Annotated in this window: 24 protein-coding genes; 19 read left to right on the top strand and 5 right to left on the bottom strand. The window is 34.9% G+C overall.

Annotation, left to right across the window (positions count from 1 at the left end; genetic code table 11):
* Nucleotides 1-11: 11 nt before the first annotated feature.
* The 10 genes from JKP34_RS01015 to JKP34_RS00970 all read left to right on the top strand — a co-directional run bounded on the left by JKP34_RS01015 (nucleotide 12) and on the right by JKP34_RS00970 (nucleotide 8403).
* On the top strand, nucleotides 12-1238 hold the full coding sequence (locus tag JKP34_RS01015) for a DUF6089 family protein (protein WP_201916800.1): 1227 nt from the start codon (nucleotides 12-14) through the stop codon (nucleotides 1236-1238).
* A gap of 3 nt (nucleotides 1239-1241) precedes the next feature.
* Nucleotides 1242-1958 carry a type IX secretion system protein PorG gene (porG, locus tag JKP34_RS01010; RefSeq protein ID WP_201916798.1) on the top strand — a complete coding sequence of 239 codons (717 nt, stop codon included), beginning with the start codon at nucleotides 1242-1244 and terminating at the stop codon, nucleotides 1956-1958.
* Nucleotides 1959-2043: 85 nt separating this feature from the next.
* Nucleotides 2044-2772, top strand: coding sequence for an isoprenyl transferase (locus JKP34_RS01005; RefSeq protein WP_201916796.1), 729 nt, complete (start codon nucleotides 2044-2046; stop codon nucleotides 2770-2772).
* Nucleotides 2769-5417, top strand: coding sequence for a BamA/OMP85 family outer membrane protein (locus JKP34_RS01000; protein WP_201916794.1), 2649 nt, complete (start codon nucleotides 2769-2771; stop codon nucleotides 5415-5417). The genes JKP34_RS01005 and JKP34_RS01000 overlap by 4 nt, the downstream gene beginning before the upstream one ends.
* A 5-nt stretch (nucleotides 5418-5422) precedes the next feature.
* On the top strand, nucleotides 5423-5962 hold the full coding sequence (locus tag JKP34_RS00995) for an OmpH family outer membrane protein (protein WP_201916792.1): 540 nt from the start codon (nucleotides 5423-5425) through the stop codon (nucleotides 5960-5962).
* Nucleotides 5963-5975: 13 nt separating this feature from the next.
* On the top strand, nucleotides 5976-6500 hold the full coding sequence (locus JKP34_RS00990) for an OmpH family outer membrane protein (protein ID WP_201916790.1): 525 nt from the start codon (nucleotides 5976-5978) through the stop codon (nucleotides 6498-6500).
* Nucleotides 6501-6558: 58 nt separating this feature from the next.
* Nucleotides 6559-7431, top strand: a complete 873-nt coding sequence (locus tag JKP34_RS00985) for a S66 peptidase family protein (protein WP_201916788.1) — start codon at nucleotides 6559-6561, stop codon at nucleotides 7429-7431.
* An 84-nt stretch (nucleotides 7432-7515) separates the two neighbouring features.
* On the top strand, nucleotides 7516-7716 hold the full coding sequence (locus JKP34_RS18410) for an HTH domain-containing protein (RefSeq protein ID WP_201916786.1): 201 nt from the start codon (nucleotides 7516-7518) through the stop codon (nucleotides 7714-7716).
* Between the two features lie 65 nt (nucleotides 7717-7781).
* Nucleotides 7782-7943: a hypothetical protein gene (locus tag JKP34_RS00975; RefSeq protein WP_201916784.1), complete on the top strand. Its 162-nt coding sequence runs from the start codon at nucleotides 7782-7784 to the stop codon at nucleotides 7941-7943.
* Between the two features lie 43 nt (nucleotides 7944-7986).
* On the top strand, nucleotides 7987-8403 hold the full coding sequence (locus tag JKP34_RS00970; RefSeq protein ID WP_201916782.1) for a hypothetical protein: 417 nt from the start codon (nucleotides 7987-7989) through the stop codon (nucleotides 8401-8403).
* On the opposite strand, the gene JKP34_RS00965 is transcribed toward JKP34_RS00970, so the two are convergent.
* On the bottom strand, nucleotides 8404-8778 hold the full coding sequence (locus JKP34_RS00965; RefSeq protein WP_201916779.1) for a helix-turn-helix domain-containing protein: 375 nt from the start codon (nucleotides 8776-8778) through the stop codon (nucleotides 8404-8406).
* 258 nt (nucleotides 8779-9036) lie between these two features.
* Here JKP34_RS00965 and JKP34_RS00960 point away from each other — a divergent pair, with 258 nt between their 5' ends.
* The 5 genes from JKP34_RS00960 (at nucleotide 9037) to JKP34_RS00940 (ending at nucleotide 13037) form a co-directional block, all read left to right on the top strand.
* Complete coding sequence (locus tag JKP34_RS00960) at nucleotides 9037-9210, top strand: hypothetical protein (protein WP_201916777.1); 174 nt, start codon at nucleotides 9037-9039, stop codon at nucleotides 9208-9210.
* A 12-nt stretch (nucleotides 9211-9222) separates the two neighbouring features.
* Nucleotides 9223-9393, top strand: coding sequence for a hypothetical protein (locus JKP34_RS00955; RefSeq protein WP_201916775.1), 171 nt, complete (start codon nucleotides 9223-9225; stop codon nucleotides 9391-9393).
* Nucleotides 9394-9963: 570 nt separating this feature from the next.
* Entirely contained in the window at nucleotides 9964-10302 is a 339-nt protein-coding gene (locus tag JKP34_RS00950) for a hypothetical protein (RefSeq protein ID WP_201916773.1), read from the top strand.
* On the top strand, nucleotides 10302-10781 hold the full coding sequence (locus JKP34_RS00945; RefSeq protein ID WP_201916771.1) for a peroxiredoxin family protein: 480 nt from the start codon (nucleotides 10302-10304) through the stop codon (nucleotides 10779-10781). The genes JKP34_RS00950 and JKP34_RS00945 overlap by 1 nt, the downstream gene beginning before the upstream one ends.
* Nucleotides 10782-10853: 72 nt before the next feature.
* Entirely contained in the window at nucleotides 10854-13037 is a 2184-nt protein-coding gene (locus JKP34_RS00940) for a peptidase domain-containing ABC transporter (protein ID WP_201916769.1), read from the top strand.
* Here the strand turns inward: JKP34_RS00940 and chrA are convergent.
* Both chrA and JKP34_RS00930 read right to left on the bottom strand, forming a co-directional pair.
* Nucleotides 13026-14204: a chromate efflux transporter gene (gene chrA / locus JKP34_RS00935; RefSeq protein ID WP_201916767.1), complete on the bottom strand. Its 1179-nt coding sequence runs from the start codon at nucleotides 14202-14204 to the stop codon at nucleotides 13026-13028. The two genes, JKP34_RS00940 and chrA, sit on opposite strands and share 12 nt — an antisense overlap.
* Nucleotides 14205-15185: an isopenicillin N synthase family dioxygenase gene (locus JKP34_RS00930; protein WP_201916765.1), complete on the bottom strand. Its 981-nt coding sequence runs from the start codon at nucleotides 15183-15185 to the stop codon at nucleotides 14205-14207. It lies immediately after the preceding gene.
* 176 nt (nucleotides 15186-15361) lie between these two features.
* Here JKP34_RS00930 and JKP34_RS00925 point away from each other — a divergent pair, with 176 nt between their 5' ends.
* Entirely contained in the window at nucleotides 15362-16210 is an 849-nt protein-coding gene (locus JKP34_RS00925; RefSeq protein ID WP_201916763.1) for a phosphopeptide-binding protein, read from the top strand.
* A gap of 54 nt (nucleotides 16211-16264) precedes the next feature.
* On the opposite strand, the gene corA is transcribed toward JKP34_RS00925, so the two are convergent.
* The gene (corA, locus tag JKP34_RS00920) at nucleotides 16265-17407 is read right to left on the bottom strand and encodes a magnesium/cobalt transporter CorA (RefSeq protein ID WP_201916761.1); all 1143 of its coding nucleotides are present in this window, start codon (nucleotides 17405-17407) and stop codon (nucleotides 16265-16267) included.
* Entirely contained in the window at nucleotides 17400-19019 is a 1620-nt protein-coding gene (gene rho, locus JKP34_RS00915) for a transcription termination factor Rho (RefSeq protein ID WP_201916759.1), read from the bottom strand. Before rho ends, corA begins: the two co-directional genes overlap by 8 nt.
* A gap of 250 nt (nucleotides 19020-19269) precedes the next feature.
* On the opposite strand from rho, the gene serS reads away from it, so the two are divergent.
* From serS to JKP34_RS00900, 3 genes are all read left to right on the top strand, one after another.
* Entirely contained in the window at nucleotides 19270-20544 is a 1275-nt protein-coding gene (gene serS / locus JKP34_RS00910) for a serine--tRNA ligase (protein ID WP_201916757.1), read from the top strand.
* A 109-nt stretch (nucleotides 20545-20653) separates the two neighbouring features.
* Nucleotides 20654-21640, top strand: a complete 987-nt coding sequence (locus JKP34_RS00905) for a YpdA family putative bacillithiol disulfide reductase (protein ID WP_201916755.1) — start codon at nucleotides 20654-20656, stop codon at nucleotides 21638-21640.
* On the top strand, nucleotides 21627-22163 hold the full coding sequence (locus tag JKP34_RS00900) for a lipocalin family protein (RefSeq protein WP_201916752.1): 537 nt from the start codon (nucleotides 21627-21629) through the stop codon (nucleotides 22161-22163). The genes JKP34_RS00905 and JKP34_RS00900 overlap by 14 nt, the downstream gene beginning before the upstream one ends.
* Nucleotides 22164-22188: the final 25 nt, after the last annotated feature.

Below are 22188 nucleotides of genomic sequence, written 5' to 3'. Positions count from 1 at the left end.
TACTTCGCATAATGAGAAAAGTAATATTACTCTTTAGTATTGTAATGTCAGCAATGATGGTTTTACCAGAATCAGCTGATGCACAATTGTTTGGTGGTAGAAATAAGAGACGTAAGAGCAGCAGAAAGATTGGTTCTTTCTCTGGTTCTAAACGTGCTTTTAATCCGGAGATAACTTATTTTGCAATAGGGGGTGGCATTAATGCGCTAAATTATTTTGGCGATATAGCACCAAGACCATCAACTTTTAGTACTGATATTTCATTTACCCGTCCTGGCTTTAATATTTTCTTGAAACAAAAGTTCGGTGATAGATTTTCTTGGAGAGCCAATTTCATGTGGGGTAGACTCCAAGCAAGCGATCAGGAAACAATAGGAACAAAGAATTTTAATCAGGAAAATGCCAATAGATACCTGAGAAACCTTTCTTTCAGGAATGATATACTGGAATTGTCATTAACAGGTCAGGTAGATATTTTTAAGCACGGAGGAAGATTTGCCTCAAGACCGATTTTGAATATTTATGCTTTCGGAGGATTAGGTATCATCTATCATAACCCTAAAGGACAGGTCCCTAATTTTGCAACAACAGATGCTTTTATAGTTGATAATCCGGAAGACTTTCAAGGAGGTAGTAGTCCTAGATATATTGAGCTTGAGAATGCTGGAGAATGGGTTTCTTTAAGAGAGTTGGGTACAGAGGGACAGAATTTTACTGCAGCGCAGAGAGCACGATATGATACTTTATATAATCATGATCTTCCAGATCCTTATAGCAGGTTTCAGATAGTAATACCGCTTGGTATTGGAGCTAGATATAAACTGACTAACAATATTGATCTAGGTTTAGAATTTAGTTTTAGATATACATTTACGGATTATTTAGACGATGTGAGTGGAAGATATGTTGATTTAGGTGATTTCTTGGAGAATGGACAAGAGAATGATAATCTGGTTGCTTTTGCTATGTCAGATATGTCTAATCAGTTTAGTGGAGAAGATTTCGGAAGTATTACTCAAGCAACTTATACAGATAGAGTTAATGTCAACGAATCAAATTCTGAGTATCCTATAGTTTACAGAAGAGCTGCTGGCTATGGTTGGCCAGGAGGCCCCGCAGAAAGAACCTTCAACAATAGAGGAGATGGTGGTGCTGAAAATGATATTTACATCGTAACAAATATAAGTTTGACATACATTTTAGGAGGAGGATTCGTTAGAGGTGCAAAGTTCAGATAATTTATGATGCTTATTAATAGGCTTAAGAGCACGTCTTTTTTAATACTTACTTTAATTTTCGTTGTTTCTTCATCATTTAGAGGCTTTTCTCAGTCTAAAGAGATTGGCGGTGGCATATCATCATTTAATTATACAGGTGATTTAGTTAGAACCTATAATTTAGCCAACCAAACCATAGGAGGACATATTTTTTACTCCAAAACATTTAAAAAAGGTTGGTCCAGTAAGTTAATGTTAGCGGCTGGCAGAATTAAAGGGTCAGATCAGGGAAAGTCCGTTGATGCTTTATCAAGTGCTCGAAATTATTCATTTAATGAGTTTAATACTGAGGTGTCATTTCAAGTACAATACGAGTTTTTGGATTTTAGAAATGATAGAGCAATTGCTGACTTCACGCCCTATATAGGCTTTGGTGCTGGTTTCTTTCTAATTAATAGAGCTGATAAAAACGCTACATACAGTGATATTCAGTTAATGCTCCCTCTTAGCATTGGCATAAAGTATAATTTCAGTCCGCTGTGGACTATTCACTTTGAGTTTGCTGGAAGAAAAACTTTTTACGATTACCTCGATAATATTTCTGAAGAAGAGATAACTGATAAGAGAAATAGCACTTTTCAATTTGACAACTGGAATGATAATGATTGGTATTACTTCGCGGGTCTTGCTATTAGCTATACTTTTTGGCAGGTTGATTGTCCCGTTCCATTGTCTAAATAATTGAACTATATACTTTGCCTTTCTAGTTTATAAATTTCAATGATTTTTGTACCTTGCGGCCTAATTTTCAGAGGGCACCAGTTGCATGGAAAAAGAATTTGACAAAAGCAATTTACCAAAACACGTAGCCGTTATTATGGACGGCAATGGGAGATGGGCTAAAAAGCAGGGAGCAGCACGAGTGTTTGGGCATAAAAGTGCTATAAAGGCTGTTCGTGATGTTGTTGAAGGTTGTGCTGAATTAGAAATTGATCATTTGAGTCTGTATGCCTTTTCTACTGAAAACTGGGGGAGACCAAAAAGAGAGGTTGATGCTTTAATGCAGCTTTTAGTAAGTACTATCAAATCTGAAATGAAGACTTTACAAGAGAATAATGTAAGGTTAACATCAATAGGTGATATAGAAAATTTACCGACAAAGTGTTTTAATGAATTGAGTACAGCTATAGAGCAAACAAAAAACAATACAGGACTCAATCTAATTCTGGCATTAAATTATAGTGGCAAGTGGGATTTACTTCAAGCAACTCAAAAGATTGCCCAAGAAGTAAAAGCAAATAAAGTTGCTGCTAACGAAATAGATAATGCTCTTATTGAGCAATATTTATCAACAAAAGGAGTTCCTGATCCTGAGTTATTAATCAGAACTAGTGGGGAGTATAGAATTAGCAATTTTATGCTTTGGCAAATGGCATATACCGAAATTTATATTACAGACGTTCTATGGCCTGATTTCCGCAAGCAACATTTACACGGGGCATTGGAAAATTATCTCATGCGAGAAAGAAGGTTTGGAAAAGTATTAAGTGAATGAAGAAATTATTAGGGTTATTTTTTGTAGTAATTATTGGTACTGTCACTTCTGCTTCTGCTCAGAGTAGCAGTGCTTTGAATTATAATACACCTCGAAAATACGAAGTGGCGGAAATTGAAGCCAGAGGCTTAGAGTACCTTGATGAAGGAGCCGTTATTTCTATAACAGGAATTAAGGTTGGTGATAGGGTAGATATACCTGGTGATGATATTTCATTTGCTATCAAAAAACTTTGGAGACAAGGTTTATTTTCTGATGTAACTGTATTATACGAAGTAATTGAGGAGGGTAAAATCAAGTTGATCCTCGATTTACTCGAAAGACCAAGACTAACAAAGTACACTTTTGAAGGCGTTAAGAAAGCTAAAGTAACAGAACTTTCTGATGAGATCAGTTTAGTAAAAGGTAGAATTTTAACAGATGCATCAGTAAAGAATGCTGAGCTTAATATTATAGATTTTTATAAAGGCAAGGGGTTTCTAAATGTAAAGGTTGATTCACGTCAAAAGGCAGATACGCTAATTGGTAATGGAGTTGAGCTTATTTTCAAAGTAGATAAAGGGAGCAAAGTCAAAATCACTGATATTTACTTTGTAGGTAATGAAGCTTTTGGTGATCGTAGATTACGTTCTAAAATGAAAGAAACCCATGAAAAGCTGCACTTTACTCTTTTCGAAGATATTGTTTCAAGAGCTATTCATTCTTCACCTAAAGACTGGTTCAAGTTTTTTACAAAACAAGACTCAGTTAACCATATCACCTTACTTGACTATTTAGGAGAACATGTAAATGTTAACTTCTTCAAGTCATCTAAACTGGTAAGATCAGAATATAAGAATGACAAAAATACAGTTATTGATTTTTATAATAGCAAAGGTTACAGAGATGCAGAAATAACTTATGACAGTATCTACACTGATAAAAATGGAATATCTATCGAAATAGGAATTAATGAGGGTCAGAAGTATTATTTTAGAGATATTGATTGGAGCGGTAACTTCACTTACAATGATGAGATATTAGATAGAATATTGAGCATTGAAAAAGGTGATGTTTACGACTTAGAAAAAATTCAAAGAAAACTTAATTATGATCCTGTAGGTGGAGACATCACCTCTCTTTACATGGATAATGGTTATTTATTTTTTAATGTAACTCCTGTTGAAGTAAAAGTAGATAGTGATTCCATTGATGTAGAAATGCGAATTTATGAAGGTAGTAAGGCTACTATTAGTGAAGTAAATATTTCTGGAAATACCAGAACGAATGATCACGTAATTATAAGAGAACTTCAGACAATACCTGGTGAATACTTCTCTAGAAGAGATTTAATTGAAACTACCAGACGTCTTTCTCAACTTGGTTATTTTAATCCTGAAACTGTTAATCCGGTTCCTGTACCTAATGCAGCAGATGGAACGGTGGATATCAATTGGGAGTTAGAAGAAGTTTCTAATGATCAGGTTCAACTTTCAGGTGGTTGGGGAGGCCAGATTGGTTTTGTAGGTAGTTTGGGTATTACATTTAATAACTTCTCTTTGGGTAATTTCTTAGACTTTGGTAATTGGGATCCGCTACCAGTTGGAGACGGACAAGTACTTTCATTACAATTTCAGGCTAATGGTAGACAATACCAGAGTTATAATGCCTCTTTTACTGAACCATGGTTAGGTGGTAAAAAACCAAATGCGCTAACTGTTGGTGGTAGCTATTCTTTTATTGGGCAAATAGATTATAGAGATTTAAGTGCGCCAGCAAGAGGTTCATTCAGAATTTCTAGAGGGTATGTCACATTGTCAAGAAGACTTCAGTGGCCAGATCAATTCTTTACTCTTGCCAATACTTTAGAATACTCAAGATATAACTTAAATAACTACGGAAGATCTTTAGGCTGTGCAACTTGTGAGGCTAACAATGTTATATTTAAAACAACCATTGCTAGAAATAGTGTTGATAACCCTATATTCCCAAGAAGTGGTTCTAACATAAGCTTAGCAATTTCATTAACGCCTCCTTACAGTACGTTTAATAATCTAAACTACAATGAGGTTTCTTTTGAAAGAAGTATTAAGTGGGTGGAGTATAATAAATGGATGTTTGATGCTTCATTCTTTAATAAAATCATCGGAGATTTAGTGATTAATACAAGGGCGAACTTTGGGATTATTAATAATTACAAGAGTGGTGTGAGTGTTGGTCCGTTTGAAAGGTTTATTCTTGGAGGATCAGGTTTAGGAGGCCAGAACTTCTTATTAGGAAGTGATATTATTGGCTTAAGAGGATATGAGGACAACTCTCTGAGCCCTGTGGAATATGTTAGCTCTGGAGAAAGTCCTGAACCAACTCGATTAAGTGGCGGAACAATTTACAACAAGTTTGTAATGGAACTGCGTTACCCAATATCTCTAAATCCATCGGCTACTATCTATGTGTTAGGATTTGGAGAAGCAGGTAATAACTGGGCGAATTTTAATGAATATAACCCTTATAACCTTAAGCGTTCAGCCGGTGTGGGTGCTCGTATCTTTATGCCAGCGTTCGGGACTATTGGTATTGATTGGGGCTATGGATTTGACAAGCTTGACGGCTCAAATGTTATCAGTGGAGGACAAATCCACTTTACTATAGGTAATCAAATTAGATAATTGGTATGAGATTTGTGTTTCTAGCTTTAAGCATTGTACTTTTGCTTCCATCACAAATGGTAATGGCTCAAAAATTTGGCTATGTTGATTCAAAGTTCATTTTGAGCAAAATGCCGGAGTATAAAGAGGCACAACAAGAAATAGAGGATTTATCTGATGCCTGGCAGCAGGAAATTCAAAGTATGCGTAAGGAAATAGAATCTATGTATGCTGAATTGAAAGCTGAAGAAGTACTTTTAACGAAAGAGTTGAAAGAACAAAGACTTAAGGAAATTCAGAAGAAAGAAAGTGAAGTTAAAGCTTATCAGAAAAAGGTTTTCGGCTTTGATGGTTTGTTTTTTCTAAAGAAAAAAGAATTAGTAAAACCCGTTCAAGATAAAGTTTTTGAAGCGGTTGAAATAGTGGCTAAGAAAGAACGATTACAGATAGTTTTTGACAAGGCAGGTGAATTAATCATGATTTATACTGACCCAATTCATGACTATACGGATATTGTTCTTGAAGAGCTTGGATTAATAGATGATAACGACTTAAACAAAAATTAAATTTAGACGAAGAATGAAAAGGATTTTAATCATCATGTTAGCTTTAGGTTTAGCAATAAACCTAAACGCACAAAATGTTAAAATTGGATATACCAATGCTGACTATGTTTTAAGCTTAATGCCTGAATCTAAGGAGGTTCAATCACAAATTCAGGCTTATGAAAAGCAATTCTCAAATACTATTCAGCAGAAAGTACAAACTTTCCAACAAAAAGTAGCTGAGTACCAGCAAAATGCTCCAACTATGACTGATCAGGTTAGAACTGATAAAGAAATGGAGTTACAAGCTGAGCAGCAGTCACTTCAAAAGTTCCAGCAAGATGCTGAGCAATCAATTATGAGAAAGCAACAAGAGCTGTATGAGCCATTATATGAGAAAATACAGAATGCTATTGACAAAGTGGCTGAAGAGAATGGATTTACGCATATAGTAAGAGCTGAAGCTATGTTATATATAGCTGACGAAGACAATGGAAACATCTCTGATATGGTATTAAGAAAGCTTGGTGTTGAGCCACCAGTTGATGATGCCGAATAAGCTTACGATATCCAATAATAAATACTACATTAGTCCTGATAACCTCAGGACTTTTTTTATGCCCAAGATTTCTCCAAAACCGCTCAAACAACATGATTTAATTTTAGCCATTAATCCTTCTGGAAAGGTTAATGTGGAAAAGTTTCTACAAGGATGTAAATTTCTTGAATCTAAAGGTTTTCAAGTAGAAGTGGGAAAGTATGCTTTAAGTGATTATTTTAAGTTTGCGGCTACTCATGAGGAACGTTTGCAAGATCTTCAATGGGCTTTAGATCATCCTAATGCAAGCGCAGTATTCTGTGGAAGAGGCGGTTTTGGAGTTACTCACATTATTGATTCTATTGACTGGAGTGCTTTTAAGAATAACCCTAAATGGGTAATTGGGTATAGTGATATCACCGTTCTTCATCATGCTATTTACAAACAAGGTTATTGTAGTATACACGGACCGGTCTTGCAAAACCTTCATCTTCATTCAGCTCAAGATGTGAACGCTTTAATTGATCTTCTAAAAGGAAAGGAATACTCATCATTAATTAATGAGCAGTATCAAAAATTTCAAAAATTGTCAACTGAGATAATCGGTGGTAATTTATCGATGATTGTGAATCAAATTGGCACTTCATCGGAGATAGACTTTGAAGGCAAAATATTATTTGTAGAAGAGGTGGGAGAATACCTTTACCATATCGATAGAATGTTCCTACAGCTTAAGCGAAGTGGAAAGCTTGACCAACTCAAAGCTTTGCTAGTTGGTGAATTTGTAGGGATGAAAGAATCTATGGAAGTTTATGGACAAGATGTGAAGGATATTATTAATTATCATTGTGGATCATATGACTATCCCATCGTTTTTGATTTTCCAGCCGGGCATGGAGATAGAAATATGCCTTTTGTTCATGGGTATAATGTAAATTCAATTTTAGAATAAAATGTTCTAAAATTATAATTGTAAATAATTCATTTTTAATTGAATAATAGAGATTTTGGTGGCTAAACCAAATCCTTATAATAAATGAATAGTTTAGCTTATGTAAAACGAATTAATTATCTCTTAGAAAAAATTAAAAAGGGGTCTTTACATTCTCCATATCAAATGACTTCTCAATTTAATTGCTCTGAAAGAACTATAAGAAATATGATTAATGAGCTTAGAAATGAGGGTTATAATATTCGGTATTCTAGGAAGGAAAAAAAATATCTTCTAAAGAACTAACGGAAAAAATTTTTCCGAGAGTTGAGCTAAATTACCGACATGTTTAACCAAATAAATTACAAGTCATGAAAAATTTACATGTAAATCAAATGAATACCATTAAAGGTGGTGTTACACGTGCTGAATATTGCGGTACATTATGGACAATCTTAACAGGTGGAGGCTACCAAGGTGATATTCTTTGGGGTTGGGAAGTATTCGGTGCAAATTGCGCTGGAAGACTATAAAATGAATAGGCATCTATCAATAATAGATGCCTTTATATAATATATGAGGTTATTTTTGTCTATACTGTTTATTTCTACTGCTTTTACACTGAATGACGATATTCAAGGGAAGTGGCATATTGTATCTTATGATGCAATTGAAAGAATAAGAATGTCATCTGCATATAATAATGCCGATATTTCAGATCAACTAAAATTAGAAGAACAATTCAAACTTATGCTTGAAAGTGCCTTCTATGAATTTAAATCTGATACACTTACATACTCTGATTTATCAAATGGACAATTAGTGACAAGAAGAGCACTCTATTCTATTAATGATGATACGTTGAAAATTAAAGAAATTGATAGATCATTTGACAGAAAAGCCATTATAAACTACTGTTCCAATGATTCTTTAGTCATAGTACCAATTATAAGCGGTAAAAGCGGTACTTCAAAAATTGTTTTCATAAAATAACTAGGCTATTAATCTAGTTCTTAAAAGTGATATGAGTTCAGAGTTATTTTTTTCTAAAAATTCAATTTGTTTTTTTAAAGTTTTAATAGTTTCAGTTTGTTCGGCTATCCTGTGCTCATAACTTTCTTTACACTTTTCAATAATTGAATCAAACATAACTTCTTTTGAATTCTCAATACCAGCGTGGTTTTCATCTAAAAGATCGTTGGGAGTTACATTGAAGAATTTACAAATTTCAGTAAGATATTTTGCCCAATTGCCACTACCATTTTCTAGCCTTGCATAAGTAGGTTGTGAAATGCAAAGCTCATATGCTAGCTCCTCCTGACTCAAATTATTTTTTAATCTTAAAACACGTAATCTTTTACTTATCATGATGTAAGTTTTGTAGGGTTCTGGTTAGTGATTATTTGTCTATTCTAATTTATGAGTATATCATTTAACTTAGAATAATTTACAAGTATATAATAATCGAGTGTAATTAAAAAGGATTAGAACCTTTAAATACAGTCTTTTATGCTTTTGAATTACGTATTCAATTATAGAAGATAGATATTCAGAATATGAATAGCTAGGGTAATTTGTTTTTATCTTCTTTGTAAGAAATAATTTGTTTAACTAAATTTTAAATTCATGAAAAAATTAGAATTAAAAGAAATGTCCATACTTGAGGCCTCATGGTCTGATGCTACATCGTGTGGTTTGGGAGTAGGGTTATTTGCCGCAAGTGCAGTAAGCGGAGTAGGAGTAATATGGGGTGCAGCAGCATTCATGGCATTATGTTTATCTGGAGATTCAGCACAGTAAAAATTTTGAAAAATGAAAGAGATTAATGTAATTCAACTAGAACAAATTGTTGGTGGTTCTGAGGCTACCGATTTTGGTGATGGCTTTTGCGCAGGAGTTGCTCTGTGGGGAGCTTTTGTAGCCCCTGTTGGCCTTGTTTTGGGTGGCGGGTGTGCTATATACGCTGTTTATCGATTAGTATAGTCAGAACAGCTTATTTAAATGGAATTTCAGAAATTGAGCTGTTGTTTGGTTTCTGAAATTTTGTTTTATGACAAAATAATTTCGTAATGCTTTTCAACAGATTTCAGTTGTTATGAAATTTAAAAAACGCTCTAAATTTTATAAAATACTTATGGTTTTAATAAAGGTAATTTTGCTTGTATTTTTAGCATCTTTTCTATATTCTGAAATAACTGGCTCTGATATTTCTTTATTTAAATAATATAAAACTTGATGGTTAAGGTACCGATATTAAGCAATTCTAATTTCTTAGTTTTTCTTTTACTTTGTTTAATTGCAATTCTATTTAATGCTTTCATACATTCAAACATAGTTACCGAATCTGTATTAGTTGATTATTTACAGAATCAAATGAGCTATGAAAGAATATATAAGTTAATTCAGGCTAAGGAGAAATGGTCATGGTTAAATTATACTCTGCTACCTATTTTCTATTTTTTTAAATGTGTTTTATTAACCCTTTGGTTACTATGTGGTGCTATTATTTTCGATTTTAAGGCCTCATTTAAAGGTTTTTTCAAAGTTGTATTAATGGCTGAGTTTGTTTGGTTAATACCCTCTTTGCTACTAATTATTTGGTATGGTTTTATAGATACCGGTTATTCCTATTCGGATATACAATATTTTGCTCCCTTATCACTTCTTAGTCTTTTTGAGAACCCTGAAAGTTTGGATAGCTGGTTAGTTTATCCGCTAAAATCTCTAAATATCTTTGAGCTCGCTTATATAATAGCGCTTTCAGTAGGCATAATGAAAATTATGAAAAAGGACTTTAATAAAACACTTGAATTTACTTTACCTGTTTATGGTTCTTCTTTAGTTGTTTGGTTGCTGTTTATCACCTTTCTATCTATTAACTTGGGCAGCTGATGAAGAAAAAAATAGTTGGTTCAGTCGCATTAGCATTAGTGCTTTTATGTGTTTGGTTTGCTTATAAAAGTATTACAAAGCTTCAACAAAAAGAAAAAGTACAGGACACACAACAAACTTTGAGCTTAATAGGTGAAAAGCTAGGAATAGAAACTTTGGATAGCCAAAAGCCGGCTGTTCTTATTTATTTTAATAGTGAGTGTCATTTCTGTCAGTATGAAGTGAAAGAAATTTCAAAAAATCTTTCTAAATTTAAACAATATCAATTAGGGTTTATGTCTTTTGAACCTGAAATAAAAGCAAAAAACTTCTTAAAGGAATATGGACTACAAGCTTTTTATTTATCTGTAGATGAAAATAGGTTAACAACTCATATTATGGGTGGTGTTCCTCAAGTTTTTATTTACGATGACAACAGTCTGAAGAAGCATTTTAAAGGAGAGGTGAAAATAGAAGCTATACTTAAAGTTTTAGAATAAAAACCAACTCTCCTAAAAAATACATAGAAAGTATCTTTCTAATTAAAGCCCTAATTATCTTAAGTATTTAACATGGACAAAAGCCTGAAAAAGTATTTTGTAAAGCAGCATGGTCAATCTGATTGTGGTCCGGCATGTTTAGCGACTATAATTAAATATCATGGAGGAAGTCCGAATCTCGATGAGTTAAGAAGGACTACTGGTACGACTCAGACAGGCACTAAATTGCTCGGCCTATATCAGGGAGCACAAGCTTTAGGATTTGATGTTGAAGGTCTAGAGGCTGAGGGTATTGATAATTTAAAAGAATTAGAGCATCCAGCAATTTTACATGTTATACTTGAAAATAGACTACAACATTATGTTATTTTTTATGGCTTTCAAGGTGATAAGATAGTTATTAATGATCCTGGCAAAGGTGTTGAATTATGGGATAAGGAGAAACTAAATAAGGTTTGGCAATCTAAGGCCTTGCTTAGCTTAAATCCAAATAATGATTTTAAGCAAGATACAAAAGGGTCTAAAGGTAGGTATCATAAAATTATTGAATGGGTAAAGGAAGATTTTAACATTCTTATTGCTTCATTATTTCTTGGACTCATCATCGCAGTTTTTTCTTTGGCTACAGCTATTTTTAGTCAAAAGCTAATTGATGTGATTTTACCTTCGAGAGAATTGGATAAGCTTATAATAGGCCTAACGCTATTTGCTTTAATACTTTTAATAAAAATGGGGCTTAATTATTTGAGATCCACTTTTTTAATTACCCAAAGCCGCGATTTCAATAACAGAATGATCGGATCTTTTTTTGGTTCATTATTAAGAATACCAAAGGTTTTCTTTGATTCTAAGAAAACAGGGGATATGGTAGCCAGAATGAATGACACAAGAAGGATTCAAACAACGGTAAGCAGTTTGATTGGGAGTTTGCTAATTGAGTTTTTGGTAATTATTATTTCTTTAATTGGTGTTTTTGTCTATTCGTGGCAAGTCGGATTGATCGTTGCTGTTTTCATTCCCGTTTATGCAATCGTATTGTATCGCTTAAATAATCCAATTATCGAAAGGCAAAAGGAATTAATGAGTGCTTATTCCCTAAACGAAAGTAACTACATAGATGTGATTAATGGCATTACTGAAGTAAAAGGGACTAATACTATAAATTTGTTTCATAAGTCAACTACTTTTCTATATAAGGCCTTTCAAGAAAGCTCATTTAGACTGGGTAAGATTCAAGTTAAGTTTCAACTACTTACTGAGCTGCTCAACATAACAGTTGTAGTTGCTGTGATATCTGTTGCGTCCTATTTCGTGTTTCAGGATGATTTATTATTAGGCTCCTTAATGGCATTATTGTCCTTATCTGGATCCATTGGCCCATCACTTACAAAAATTGCATTATTCAATATTCAGTTTCAAGAGGCAAGAGTAGCTTTTGATAGAATGGAAGAATTTTCCGGAATTGATGAAGAGCAAACTGAAGGAATAAAATTAAATGAGATTTCTAAAATAACTTGTAAGGAAGTATCATTTAATTATCCGGGTTCTTTAGATCTTTTGAAAAAGGTTTCATTGGATGTTACTAAGGGTAGAATAACAACGCTTTTAGGCGAAAGTGGTTCAGGGAAAAGTACTTTTATTCAGTTGCTGCAAAGATTTTATTCACCCTCTAATGGGAAGATTTTAATTAATGATCAGCAAATAGAAAAAATTGAAGTTAGCAGTTTAAGATCAAGAATTGCTGTAATGCCACAACAAATAAAAATATTTAATAGCTATCTGGTTTTTAATATTGCCTTATCTGAAGATCAAAGGGAGTTAGAAAATGTTATTAAATGGTGTAAAGAGACTGGTTTTGATAAATTTTTCTCCAGTTTTCCTCAAGGCTATATGACCTTACTTGGTGAAGAGGGAGTGAATATTTCCGGAGGACAAAAGCAGCTTGTAAGCCTCGCAAGAGCACTTTATAAAAACCCTGATGTTATAGTCATTGATGAGGGTACATCTGCCATGGATAGGGCAACAGAATCTTTTGTTCTGAATTTATTGAATAAGCTTAAAAAAGACAAAGCAATTTTCGTAATAACACATAGGATGAAAGTTGCGTCATTGTCCGACTATATTTATATTTTGAGAAATGGTCAAATTGAGGACGAGGGCGAGCCAGATCAATTGGTTAATCGTAGTAATTTTTATAGTTCAAGTGTTCAAGAATTATTAGATATACCAGTTTTTGGAAAGCGATTAACTCAATAAAAAGCCCGCGGCTAAGCCTGCCAATACAACATACGGAGCTGGAATTTTAGTAAATAATAAAATAGCTGCTGTTCCAAAAAGTAAGGCAAAGTTAAGTAGAGTATTTTCCACTGGTACAAAAAGCAAATAGACAGCGGCTACCACCATTCCTGAGCTCACTGCTGTTATACCTTCTAAAGAGGCTTTAATCACTCTATACTTTTTTAACTCATCCCAGAAACGAACCAGAAAAAATATCATCAATGTGCCAGGGACAAATATTCCTACGGCAGCTAAAAACCCGCCTAATAATTCGCCCCACGTACCATAACTACGCATAGAAAGTGAACCTATGTAAGAGGCAAAACTGAAGGTTGGTCCTGGAACGGCCTGTGATATAGCAAAGCCACTCAGAAACTCTGAAGAGCTTAAATAGTCTTTAAAATCTACAAACTCTGTATAAAGAAAAGGAATTAATACCTGCCCACCACCAAAGATTAAGCTTCCGTTCCTGTAGAAGTTCTCTAAGAGCCGAATAGGTAGGGATTGCGTAATGGTACCAATAACAGCAATGAGAATAAGCACGCTTATCCAAATAATTAAGGCAGTCCATCTAATTTTCATTTTCTGCTTTTCTTCAATGGGCTGTGCTTTGTATTTAAATGATGTGATTAACCCTCCTGCTACTATCATAGCAGGAAAAGCATACGGGGAACTCAAAAACACCGATAAAACAGCCGAACAAACCAGAATAATAAAGCTGGTTTTAGTATGAATTACTTTAACGCAGATTTTATAGGCAGCGACTCCCACAAAGCCAACAGCTATTGGTTGAATGAATCTGGTAAAGGCTGTTGAAAGTTCTTTTTCATCCAGATTAGACATAATCACTCCAAAAAGACTCATGATAGCTACAGCAGGTATGGCCCAAATGAAAAGTGTTAGGAAGGCGAAAGGGGCACCACCTTTTTTGTAAGCTAATCCACATAGAATTTGTGTAGAAGATGGACCAGGTAAAAGCTGGCAGAGCGCATTCATCTCAATTAACTCCTGTTCTGTATAGTATCCTCTTTTCTTTACAAGGTAATCCAGAAATAGAGCAAAGTGTGCTTGCGCTCCGCCAAAAGCAGTAACGGATAGTACGAAAATATCCTTTAGAAATATATAGTTCCTAAGGTGCCGAACCACTTATTTCTTCTTGTTCAGCAAGCCTATTTCTGCTAGTCTTTCATCGAGAAATTCTCCAGCAGTTGTATCATCATACTGTTTTGGGTTAGCCTCATTAACACAGCTATCTAAGCAAGTTAAATCCATGTCAGATTTAGGATGCATAAAGAAAGGAATGCTATATCGAGATGTTTTCATCTTTTCCTTCGGAGGGTTTACCACTCGGTGAATGGTTGATTTCAACTTGTTGTTAGTTAATCTGGCTAGCATATCGCCAACATTAACTACTAGTTGATTAGGTAAAGCAGTGATAGGAATCCACTTTCCATCTCTTCTAAGCACTTCAAGTCCATCGGCACTGGCACCCATTAGTAAGGTAATTAGGTTGATGTCTCCGTGCTCAGCTGCGCGAACTGCACCTGGAGGTAAAGCATCTGGGTTCTCAATTGGTGGATAATGTATCGCTCTTAAAATACTATTACCATCCTTCACTTTATCATCGAAATAATTTTCAGGAAGCTCTAGATATAAAGCTATAGCTCTTAACATTTCAAAACCTGTTTTCTCCAGTTTTTGATAAACCTCTTTAGCGATAGTTTTCATCTCAGGAAGTTCATCAGGCCATAAATTGTCAGGATATTCGCTTTTCAATGGATGATCATCGGCCACAAACTGACCAACCTGATAAAATTCTTTTAAATCAGGAACATCATGTCCTTTTGCTTGCTCTCGGCCTTTGCTAGTGTACCCTCTTTGGCCAGCTAATTCAGGATTCTCATATCCTTTTTTGGCCTCCATTGATAGATCGAAAAACTTTTTTACAACTTCATAAAGGCTAGCACTTAGCTCATCAGTTAAATAATGGCCTTTTATAGCCACAAAACCAATATTATTGTAGGCTTGTCCTAAATCTTCAACAAATTTTCTTTTGTCATCGGCATTACCGCTAGTAAAGTGTGTCAGATCTAATGATGGTACTTCGTCATATAACATTTTGCTCATATCTCTGTTGTTTGTAATGTTTCAGGGATGGTAAAATAGATTGTATTTTCTAAATCTAAAATTAACAGTTTTTAGGTAAAAGGTCTATTTACTGTTGTTAATCCCTCAAAAAATCATTGTTTGTTCTTATATTATTATAATTTAAAACATAACCAATTAAACTAAAAGCAATACTTATGAAACTTACTAAACTACAAATAGGTGCATTTTTATTAATGGCAGGCTTAGTGGCCTGTTCACCTTCAAAAAAAGAAAATGAAGGGAATGACGAAACATCTGAGGATACTTCCATGACAATGGACGAAAACGAAGAGATGGTCTCAAGCATAAGCCTTACTCCCGTAGAATCCCCTGAATTTGATAACTCTAAATTGGAAATGCTGAGCCCCGCTGAAAATGAAGAGAATATTAAAGCAGGAGATGTGAAATTTTCTTACAATGTGAAGAATTATGAATTAGCAACACAGACTATAGATGCTGACGTAAAGAATTGTGCTAATTCTGCGAAGGGGCAACATATTCATTTGATTTTGAACAACGAACCTTACTCAGCGCATTATGAGGCAGAGTTTATGAAGAATTTAGAAGAAGGGCATTATGTAGCCTTGTCTTTTCTATCAAGATCATATCATGAAAGTGTAAAAAGCTATGGAGCCTATAATATCCGACAGTTTACAGTAGGAAGGGCTACAGGGGAAGATGAAATGGCTGATTTAACAGCTCCTCACATGTTTTATAGTAGACCAAAAGGAACATATGTAGGTGATGATGCAAAGAAAGTATTACTAGATTTCTTTTTGCTAAATACTGAATTATCGGAAGAAGGAAATAAGGTAAGGGCTACCATCAATGGACAAGAATTTATGCTTGACAAATGGCAACCATACTTTATTGAGGGTCAAGAAATGGGTGAAATGATTATTAAATTGGAATTGCTGGACGCAGAAGGAAATTTAATAGCAAGTCCGTTTAACCCTGTTACAAGAAAAGTTACCCTTAAAGCTAGTGAAGAAGAAACAATGTAATTTCAATTCTTATATTAAGATTTGAGAAGTAAAGGAGCTATTGAGCTCCTTTTTTTATATCCATTTTTTCCATCTAAAAATGGCTAATGTAAAAACTGCCGATCCAATTAATAAACTCCAGAAATATGCGTAACCATATTCCCATTTAAATTCCGGGACATTTTCAAAGTTTATCCCGTAAAGACCAGCAATAAAAGTAAGAGGGATGAAAATTACCGAAATGATCGTAAGCGTTTTCATCACCTGATTCATTTTATTACCGATAACAGATTGATATAAATCACTCAAACTGGAAATAAAATCACGATAAGTTTCCACTGAATCTATTGCCTGAATAGTATGGTCATAAACGTCCCGTATGAATATTCGTGTTGATTTTTTGATGAATTTGAAGTCGTCTCTTTCAATTCTACTTATCACCTCGCGGAGGGGCCATACAGACCTTCTAATGTGTATCATCTCTCGCTTAAGCTCATAAAGGATTTCAAAATCCCTTCTTTGGCCTGAACGCAAAATCCGCTCTTCTATATCCTCTAGCTGATCGCCAAATTTTTCCATTACGATAAAGTAATGATCGACAATGGTATCTATTAGAGCATAGTACAAATAGTCACTACCTTCTTTTCTTATTCTTCCTTTGCCGGCTCTTAATCTGCCTCTTACTGCTTCAAATGTATCACCTTCTTTTTCCTGAAAGGTTATAATTACATTTTTAAGTAACACCATGCTTAACTGTTCGCTTACAGTTTTCCTGGTTTTAGGATTAAACTGAAGCATACGAATGGCAGTGTAAATGTAATTTTCTGTATCGTCAATTTTAGGCCGTTGCTCAACGGTAAGAATATCTTCTAAGGTGAGGGGGTGTATTTCATATAATTCACATATAGCTTTCACCTGTTCTACATGATGAATACCCTCTATGTTGAGCCAGAGAAATTTGTTTTCGACATTTAACTGCTTGAGCTCTTCTATCGAAATGTTATCTCGTTCTTCAAGTGTTTCCTCATCATAAAGGAAAATAGACATTGAGAAAGGATCATCTCTCCTAAGCCCTGTGTATACAGCCTGACCAGGAGGCAAACCTGCAATGGTGGAGCTTTCACGGAACATGCCCCTGATGCCAGTATATAAATTAAGCGGCTCTTGAACTAAAAGCCGCTTAGGTAAATCCATTATTTTTTTGGTGATTTTATCCATTCATGGAAATCAGGAATTCGTCATTATCCATCGTTCCTTTCATTTTTGTAAGCAATAGTTCCATTGCTTCACCTGAATTCATATCAGCCATAAACTTACGAAGTATCCAAACTCTTTGAAGTTCTTCTTTGCTCATCAATAGATCTTCACGTCTTGTACCAGAAGCGGTTACATCAATTGCAGGATAAACACGCTTATTAGCAAGTTTTCTATCCAATACAAGCTCCATGTTACCAGTTCCTTTGAATTCTTCAAAGATAACTTCATCCATTTTAGAACCAGTTTCAATTAATGCAGTGGCAATAATGGTCAATGATCCACCATTTTCTACATTTCTTGCAGCACCAAAGAATCTTTTAGGCTTATGTAATGCGTTAGCATCAACACCACCCGAAAGTATTTTACCACTTGATGGTACAACTGTGTTGTAAGCTCTTGCCAATCTGGTGATTGAATCAAGAAGAATTACTACGTCATGACCACATTCAGTCATCCTCTTCGCTTTTTCAAGTACCATACTTGAAACCTTCACATGTCTGTCAGCCTGCTCATCAAAAGTAGAACTTACTACTTCGCCTTTGACCGAACGAGCCATGTCAGTCACTTCTTCCGGACGCTCATCAATAAGTAAAATGATCAAGTAACACTCTGGATGGTTTTCTGCAATAGCGTTAGCGATTTCTTTTAACAAAACTGTTTTACCAGTTTTAGGCTGCGCTACAATCATACCTCTTTGTCCTTTACCAATTGGCGAGAACAGATCAAGGATACGAGTAGAGTATTTGTTAGGCTTATTGCTAAGGTTTAATTTCTCTTCAGGGAAAAGAGGCGTTAAGTATTCAAACGGTACTCTGTCTCTTATTTCCTCAGTTGTTTTTCCATTAACAGAAGATACTCTTAAAAGAGCGAAATATTTTTCACCTTCTTTTGGAGGTCTGATTTGACCTTTAACTGTATCACCAGTTCTTAAACCAAATAATTTTATTTGAGATGGTGATACATAGATATCGTCAGGGCTGGCAAGGTAATTATAATCTGATGAACGAAGGAAGCCATAACCATCCTGCATCATTTCTAGAACACCTTCATTTTCAATTAGGCCGTCAAAATCTGTAATGTCTGCTTTTTTAACTTTAGGTCCTTTATCGTGATTACTACGATCATTTCTGTCGTTTCTACGATTATCTTTAGGACCCTTGTTGTTAGGCTTATTATCTCTCTCTGGCTTATCTGACTTATCATCCTTCTTAGGGCTGTTTTTAGCTTCAGCCTTAGGGGCATCTTTTTTTGGAGCTTCACTTTTAGCTTCTGGTTTCCCGGCTTCTTTTGAAGGTTTTTCTTCTTGCTCTTGTACTTTATCGGCAGGCTTACTGTCGCTTTTTGGTGATCGAGGACGCTTCGGTCTTGCTGGTTTTTCATCAGCCTTTGAATCGTCTTTTTTAGCTTCTTCCTTTTTTGGGAGCTCGCTCTCCGGGAGAAGAGCCTGTTGATCTAAAATCTTATAGATTAATTCTTTCTTGGGTAATTTCTTGAACTGAGAAACTCCTAATTTTTCGGCTATTTCCTTTAATTCAGAAAGTAGCTTTAAGTTTAATTCTTCAATATTATACATAAAGAGGTTTTTGCTTGTTCAGGCATTGATAGCCTGATGAATTGGTATGATTATTTGAAATTTTGAAATTCGGATTATAAAATGAACGAGTAGTCGAAATGCTCTCGCCCCTGTTGGATGATACAATGATATGCTAAGTGTGACTAATAGTCAAGTAAAAACTCAATTATAAATGATAAATGGATTTTTAAAGACCGCATGTGTTCCGTTTGCAGGCAAAAATCATTTATTTTGACAAAAAATTAATAAAATGCTACAAGTTGCTTATTTAAGAGAAGAGAAATTAAAAGCGATAGAAGGTCTTAAAAAAAGGCATATTGCTGACCCTGAGATATTAATAGATGGCATCATTTCATTAGACGACAAAAGAAAAAGCACTCAAACAGAATTGGATGCCTTATTGGCGGAGATGAATTCAGCCTCAAAAAGCATTGGCGCCCTTATGCAACAGGGTAAAAAAGAGGAAGCTGAGCAAGCGAAATCTAAAACTGCTGAACTTAAGAGCAATAGTAAAATATTACAGGAAGAGTTACAAAAGGTAGAAGATCAATTGCAGAAAGCCTTATATAACATCCCGAATATACCTCATGAGAGTGTAAAAGCCGGCAAAGGTGAAGATGATAATGAAGTGCTTTCAGAACATGGCACTAAGCCTACCTTACCTGATAATAAGCAGCCACACTGGGATTTAATTAAAAAATATGACATTATAGACTTTGAGCTTGGTGTAAAAATATCAGGTGCTGGTTTTCCAGTATATAAAGGAAAGGGAGCAAGATTGCAGCGTGCCTTGCTAAACTTCTTCTTAGATGAAGCAGAAAAGGAAGGCTTTAAGGAAATTCAACCACCTATTCTAATCAATGAAGCAAGTGGAATTGGAACTGGTCAGTTACCCGATAAAGAAGGGCAAATGTATCATGTGCCAGATGTTGATTTATATTTAATACCTACGGCTGAAGTGCCAATCACCAATATTTTTAGAGACTCAATATTAGAAGAGAAGGATTTACCGGTGAAACTGACTGGCTACACACCATGCTTTAGAAAAGAAGCAGGTTCTTGGGGAGCACACGTGCGTGGTTTGAACAGACTCCATCAGTTTGATAAAGTTGAGATAGTTCAGGTGCAGCATCCTGATAAATCTTATGAAGCACTTGAAGAAATGAGTAAATACATTCAAGGCTTATTAACTAAGCTTGAATTACCTTACCGAGTGTTGAGGCTTTGTGGAGGCGATTTAGGCTTTACCTCTGCATTAACTTATGATATGGAAGTATGGTCAGCGGCACAAGAAAAGTGGTTGGAAGTAAGCTCAGTTTCTAATTTTGAGACCTACCAAGCCAATAGGCTGAAGTTGCGTTATAAAGATGCCGATAAGAAAAAACACTTATTACACACGCTAAATGGTAGTGCACTTGCATTTCCTCGTATTCTCGCTTCAATATTAGAAAATAATCAGACTGATGAAGGCATTAAAGTGCCTAAAGTGTTGCAGCCATACACTGGCTTTGATATGATTAGCTAATATCAAAACTGCAGATTTTACGTAAGGAGCTTCTTAGAGCTCCTTTTTTTATAGCTAAAATCTGTAACAAAGCATTAGAGAAAAGGCTTATTATTATAGAAATTAAGATATGCAAAACAGATATGACATTGTAATAGTAGGTGCAGGACCAATTGGGTTGGCATGTGGAATTGCAGCTCAAGAGAAAGGTTTAACCTATATTATTGTTGATAAGGGCACTTTAGTGAATTCGCTTTACAATTATCCTTATGGAATGACCTTTTTTAGTACTTCTGATAAGCTTGAAATTGGTAACGTACCATTTATCTCTCACAATCCGAAGCCTACAAGAATGGAAGCACTCGAATATTATAGAAGAGTGGCCCAATCTAAAAAACTAAATACTTCCCTATATAATCCTGTAGATAGCATAACCAAAATAGGAGAGGAGTTTCAGGTAAAAACCCAGAAGCAAGATATAGTAACGGAGCATATCATACTTTCTACTGGCTTTTACGATTTGCCACATAAATTGGGTATTCCTGGTGAAGAGCTTTCAAAGGTTAATCATTATTACAAAGAGCCCCATCCGTACTTTGATCAACGTATTGCCATTATTGGGGCAGCCAATTCAGCTGTAGATGCCGCTCTGGAGTGTTATAGAAAGGGAGCGAAGGAGGTAAGTATGATTATCCGTAAGGATTCTATCAAAGAAACTGTTAAATATTGGGTTAAGCCTGATATTGAAAACCGTATAGAGGAAGGTAGTATCAAAGCTTTTTTCAACAGCGAATTAACGGCAATAGCAGAAGATAGTATCAAAATTAAAACTCCTGAAGGAGAAAAAACTATAGAGAACGATTTTGTTTTAGCCATGACTGGTTATGAACCCGACTATGAGTTTATAAAAGATATAGGAGTTACCATAAGAGATGAATATCCGTTTGCACCTTATTATGATGAGGGAACCATGGAAACAAATGTAGAAGGGCTGTATTTGGCAGGAGTAGTCTGCGGAGGACTACAAACCAATAAGTGGTTTATAGAAAATAGTAGAGTGCATGCTGATATGATTGTTGAAGATATTTTAGAAAAGAAGAATTATGCAAAAGTATAATACGCTATTCATAATTATTTTAATGTTGGCTTTTTCAGCTTGCCAGAAAGAGTATGCAAAGTTGGAAACAGCACAAAATGTTAACCTAAACAAGTATGTTGGTAAATGGTATGAAATTGCCAGCATACCTCAACGTTTTCAAAAAGGGTGTACTTGCACTACCGCTGAGTACATTAAAAAGGATGGCTATATAGAAGTAATCAACAAATGTATCAATGAGGATGAGAATGGTGAGTTGGAAACCGCCAAAGGCAAAGCATTTTTAGCATCTGACTCATCAAATAGTAAATTGCAAGTGCAGTTTTTTTGGCCTTTTAAAGGGGATTATTGGATAGTAGAGTTGGGTGATAATTATGAATATGCGGCTGTTGGTGCACCAAGTAGAGAGTATTTATGGATTTTATCTAGAAAGCCAAGTTTGGAGAAAGCTACATATGATGTATTGCTAGGGAAATTAGCTAATAAGGGTTTCCCTATTACTGAGCTTCAAAAAACGGATCAAAGTTGTTCAACAGATAAATAGTATTAGCCAAAATATTTAATCGGCA

The organism is Marivirga atlantica (genome assembly GCF_016734805.1).
Taxonomy (GTDB): domain Bacteria; phylum Bacteroidota; class Bacteroidia; order Cytophagales; family Cyclobacteriaceae; genus Marivirga; species Marivirga atlantica.
The sequence above is the reverse complement of the archived record's forward strand: the minus strand, read 5'-3'. Positions and strand labels throughout refer to the sequence as shown.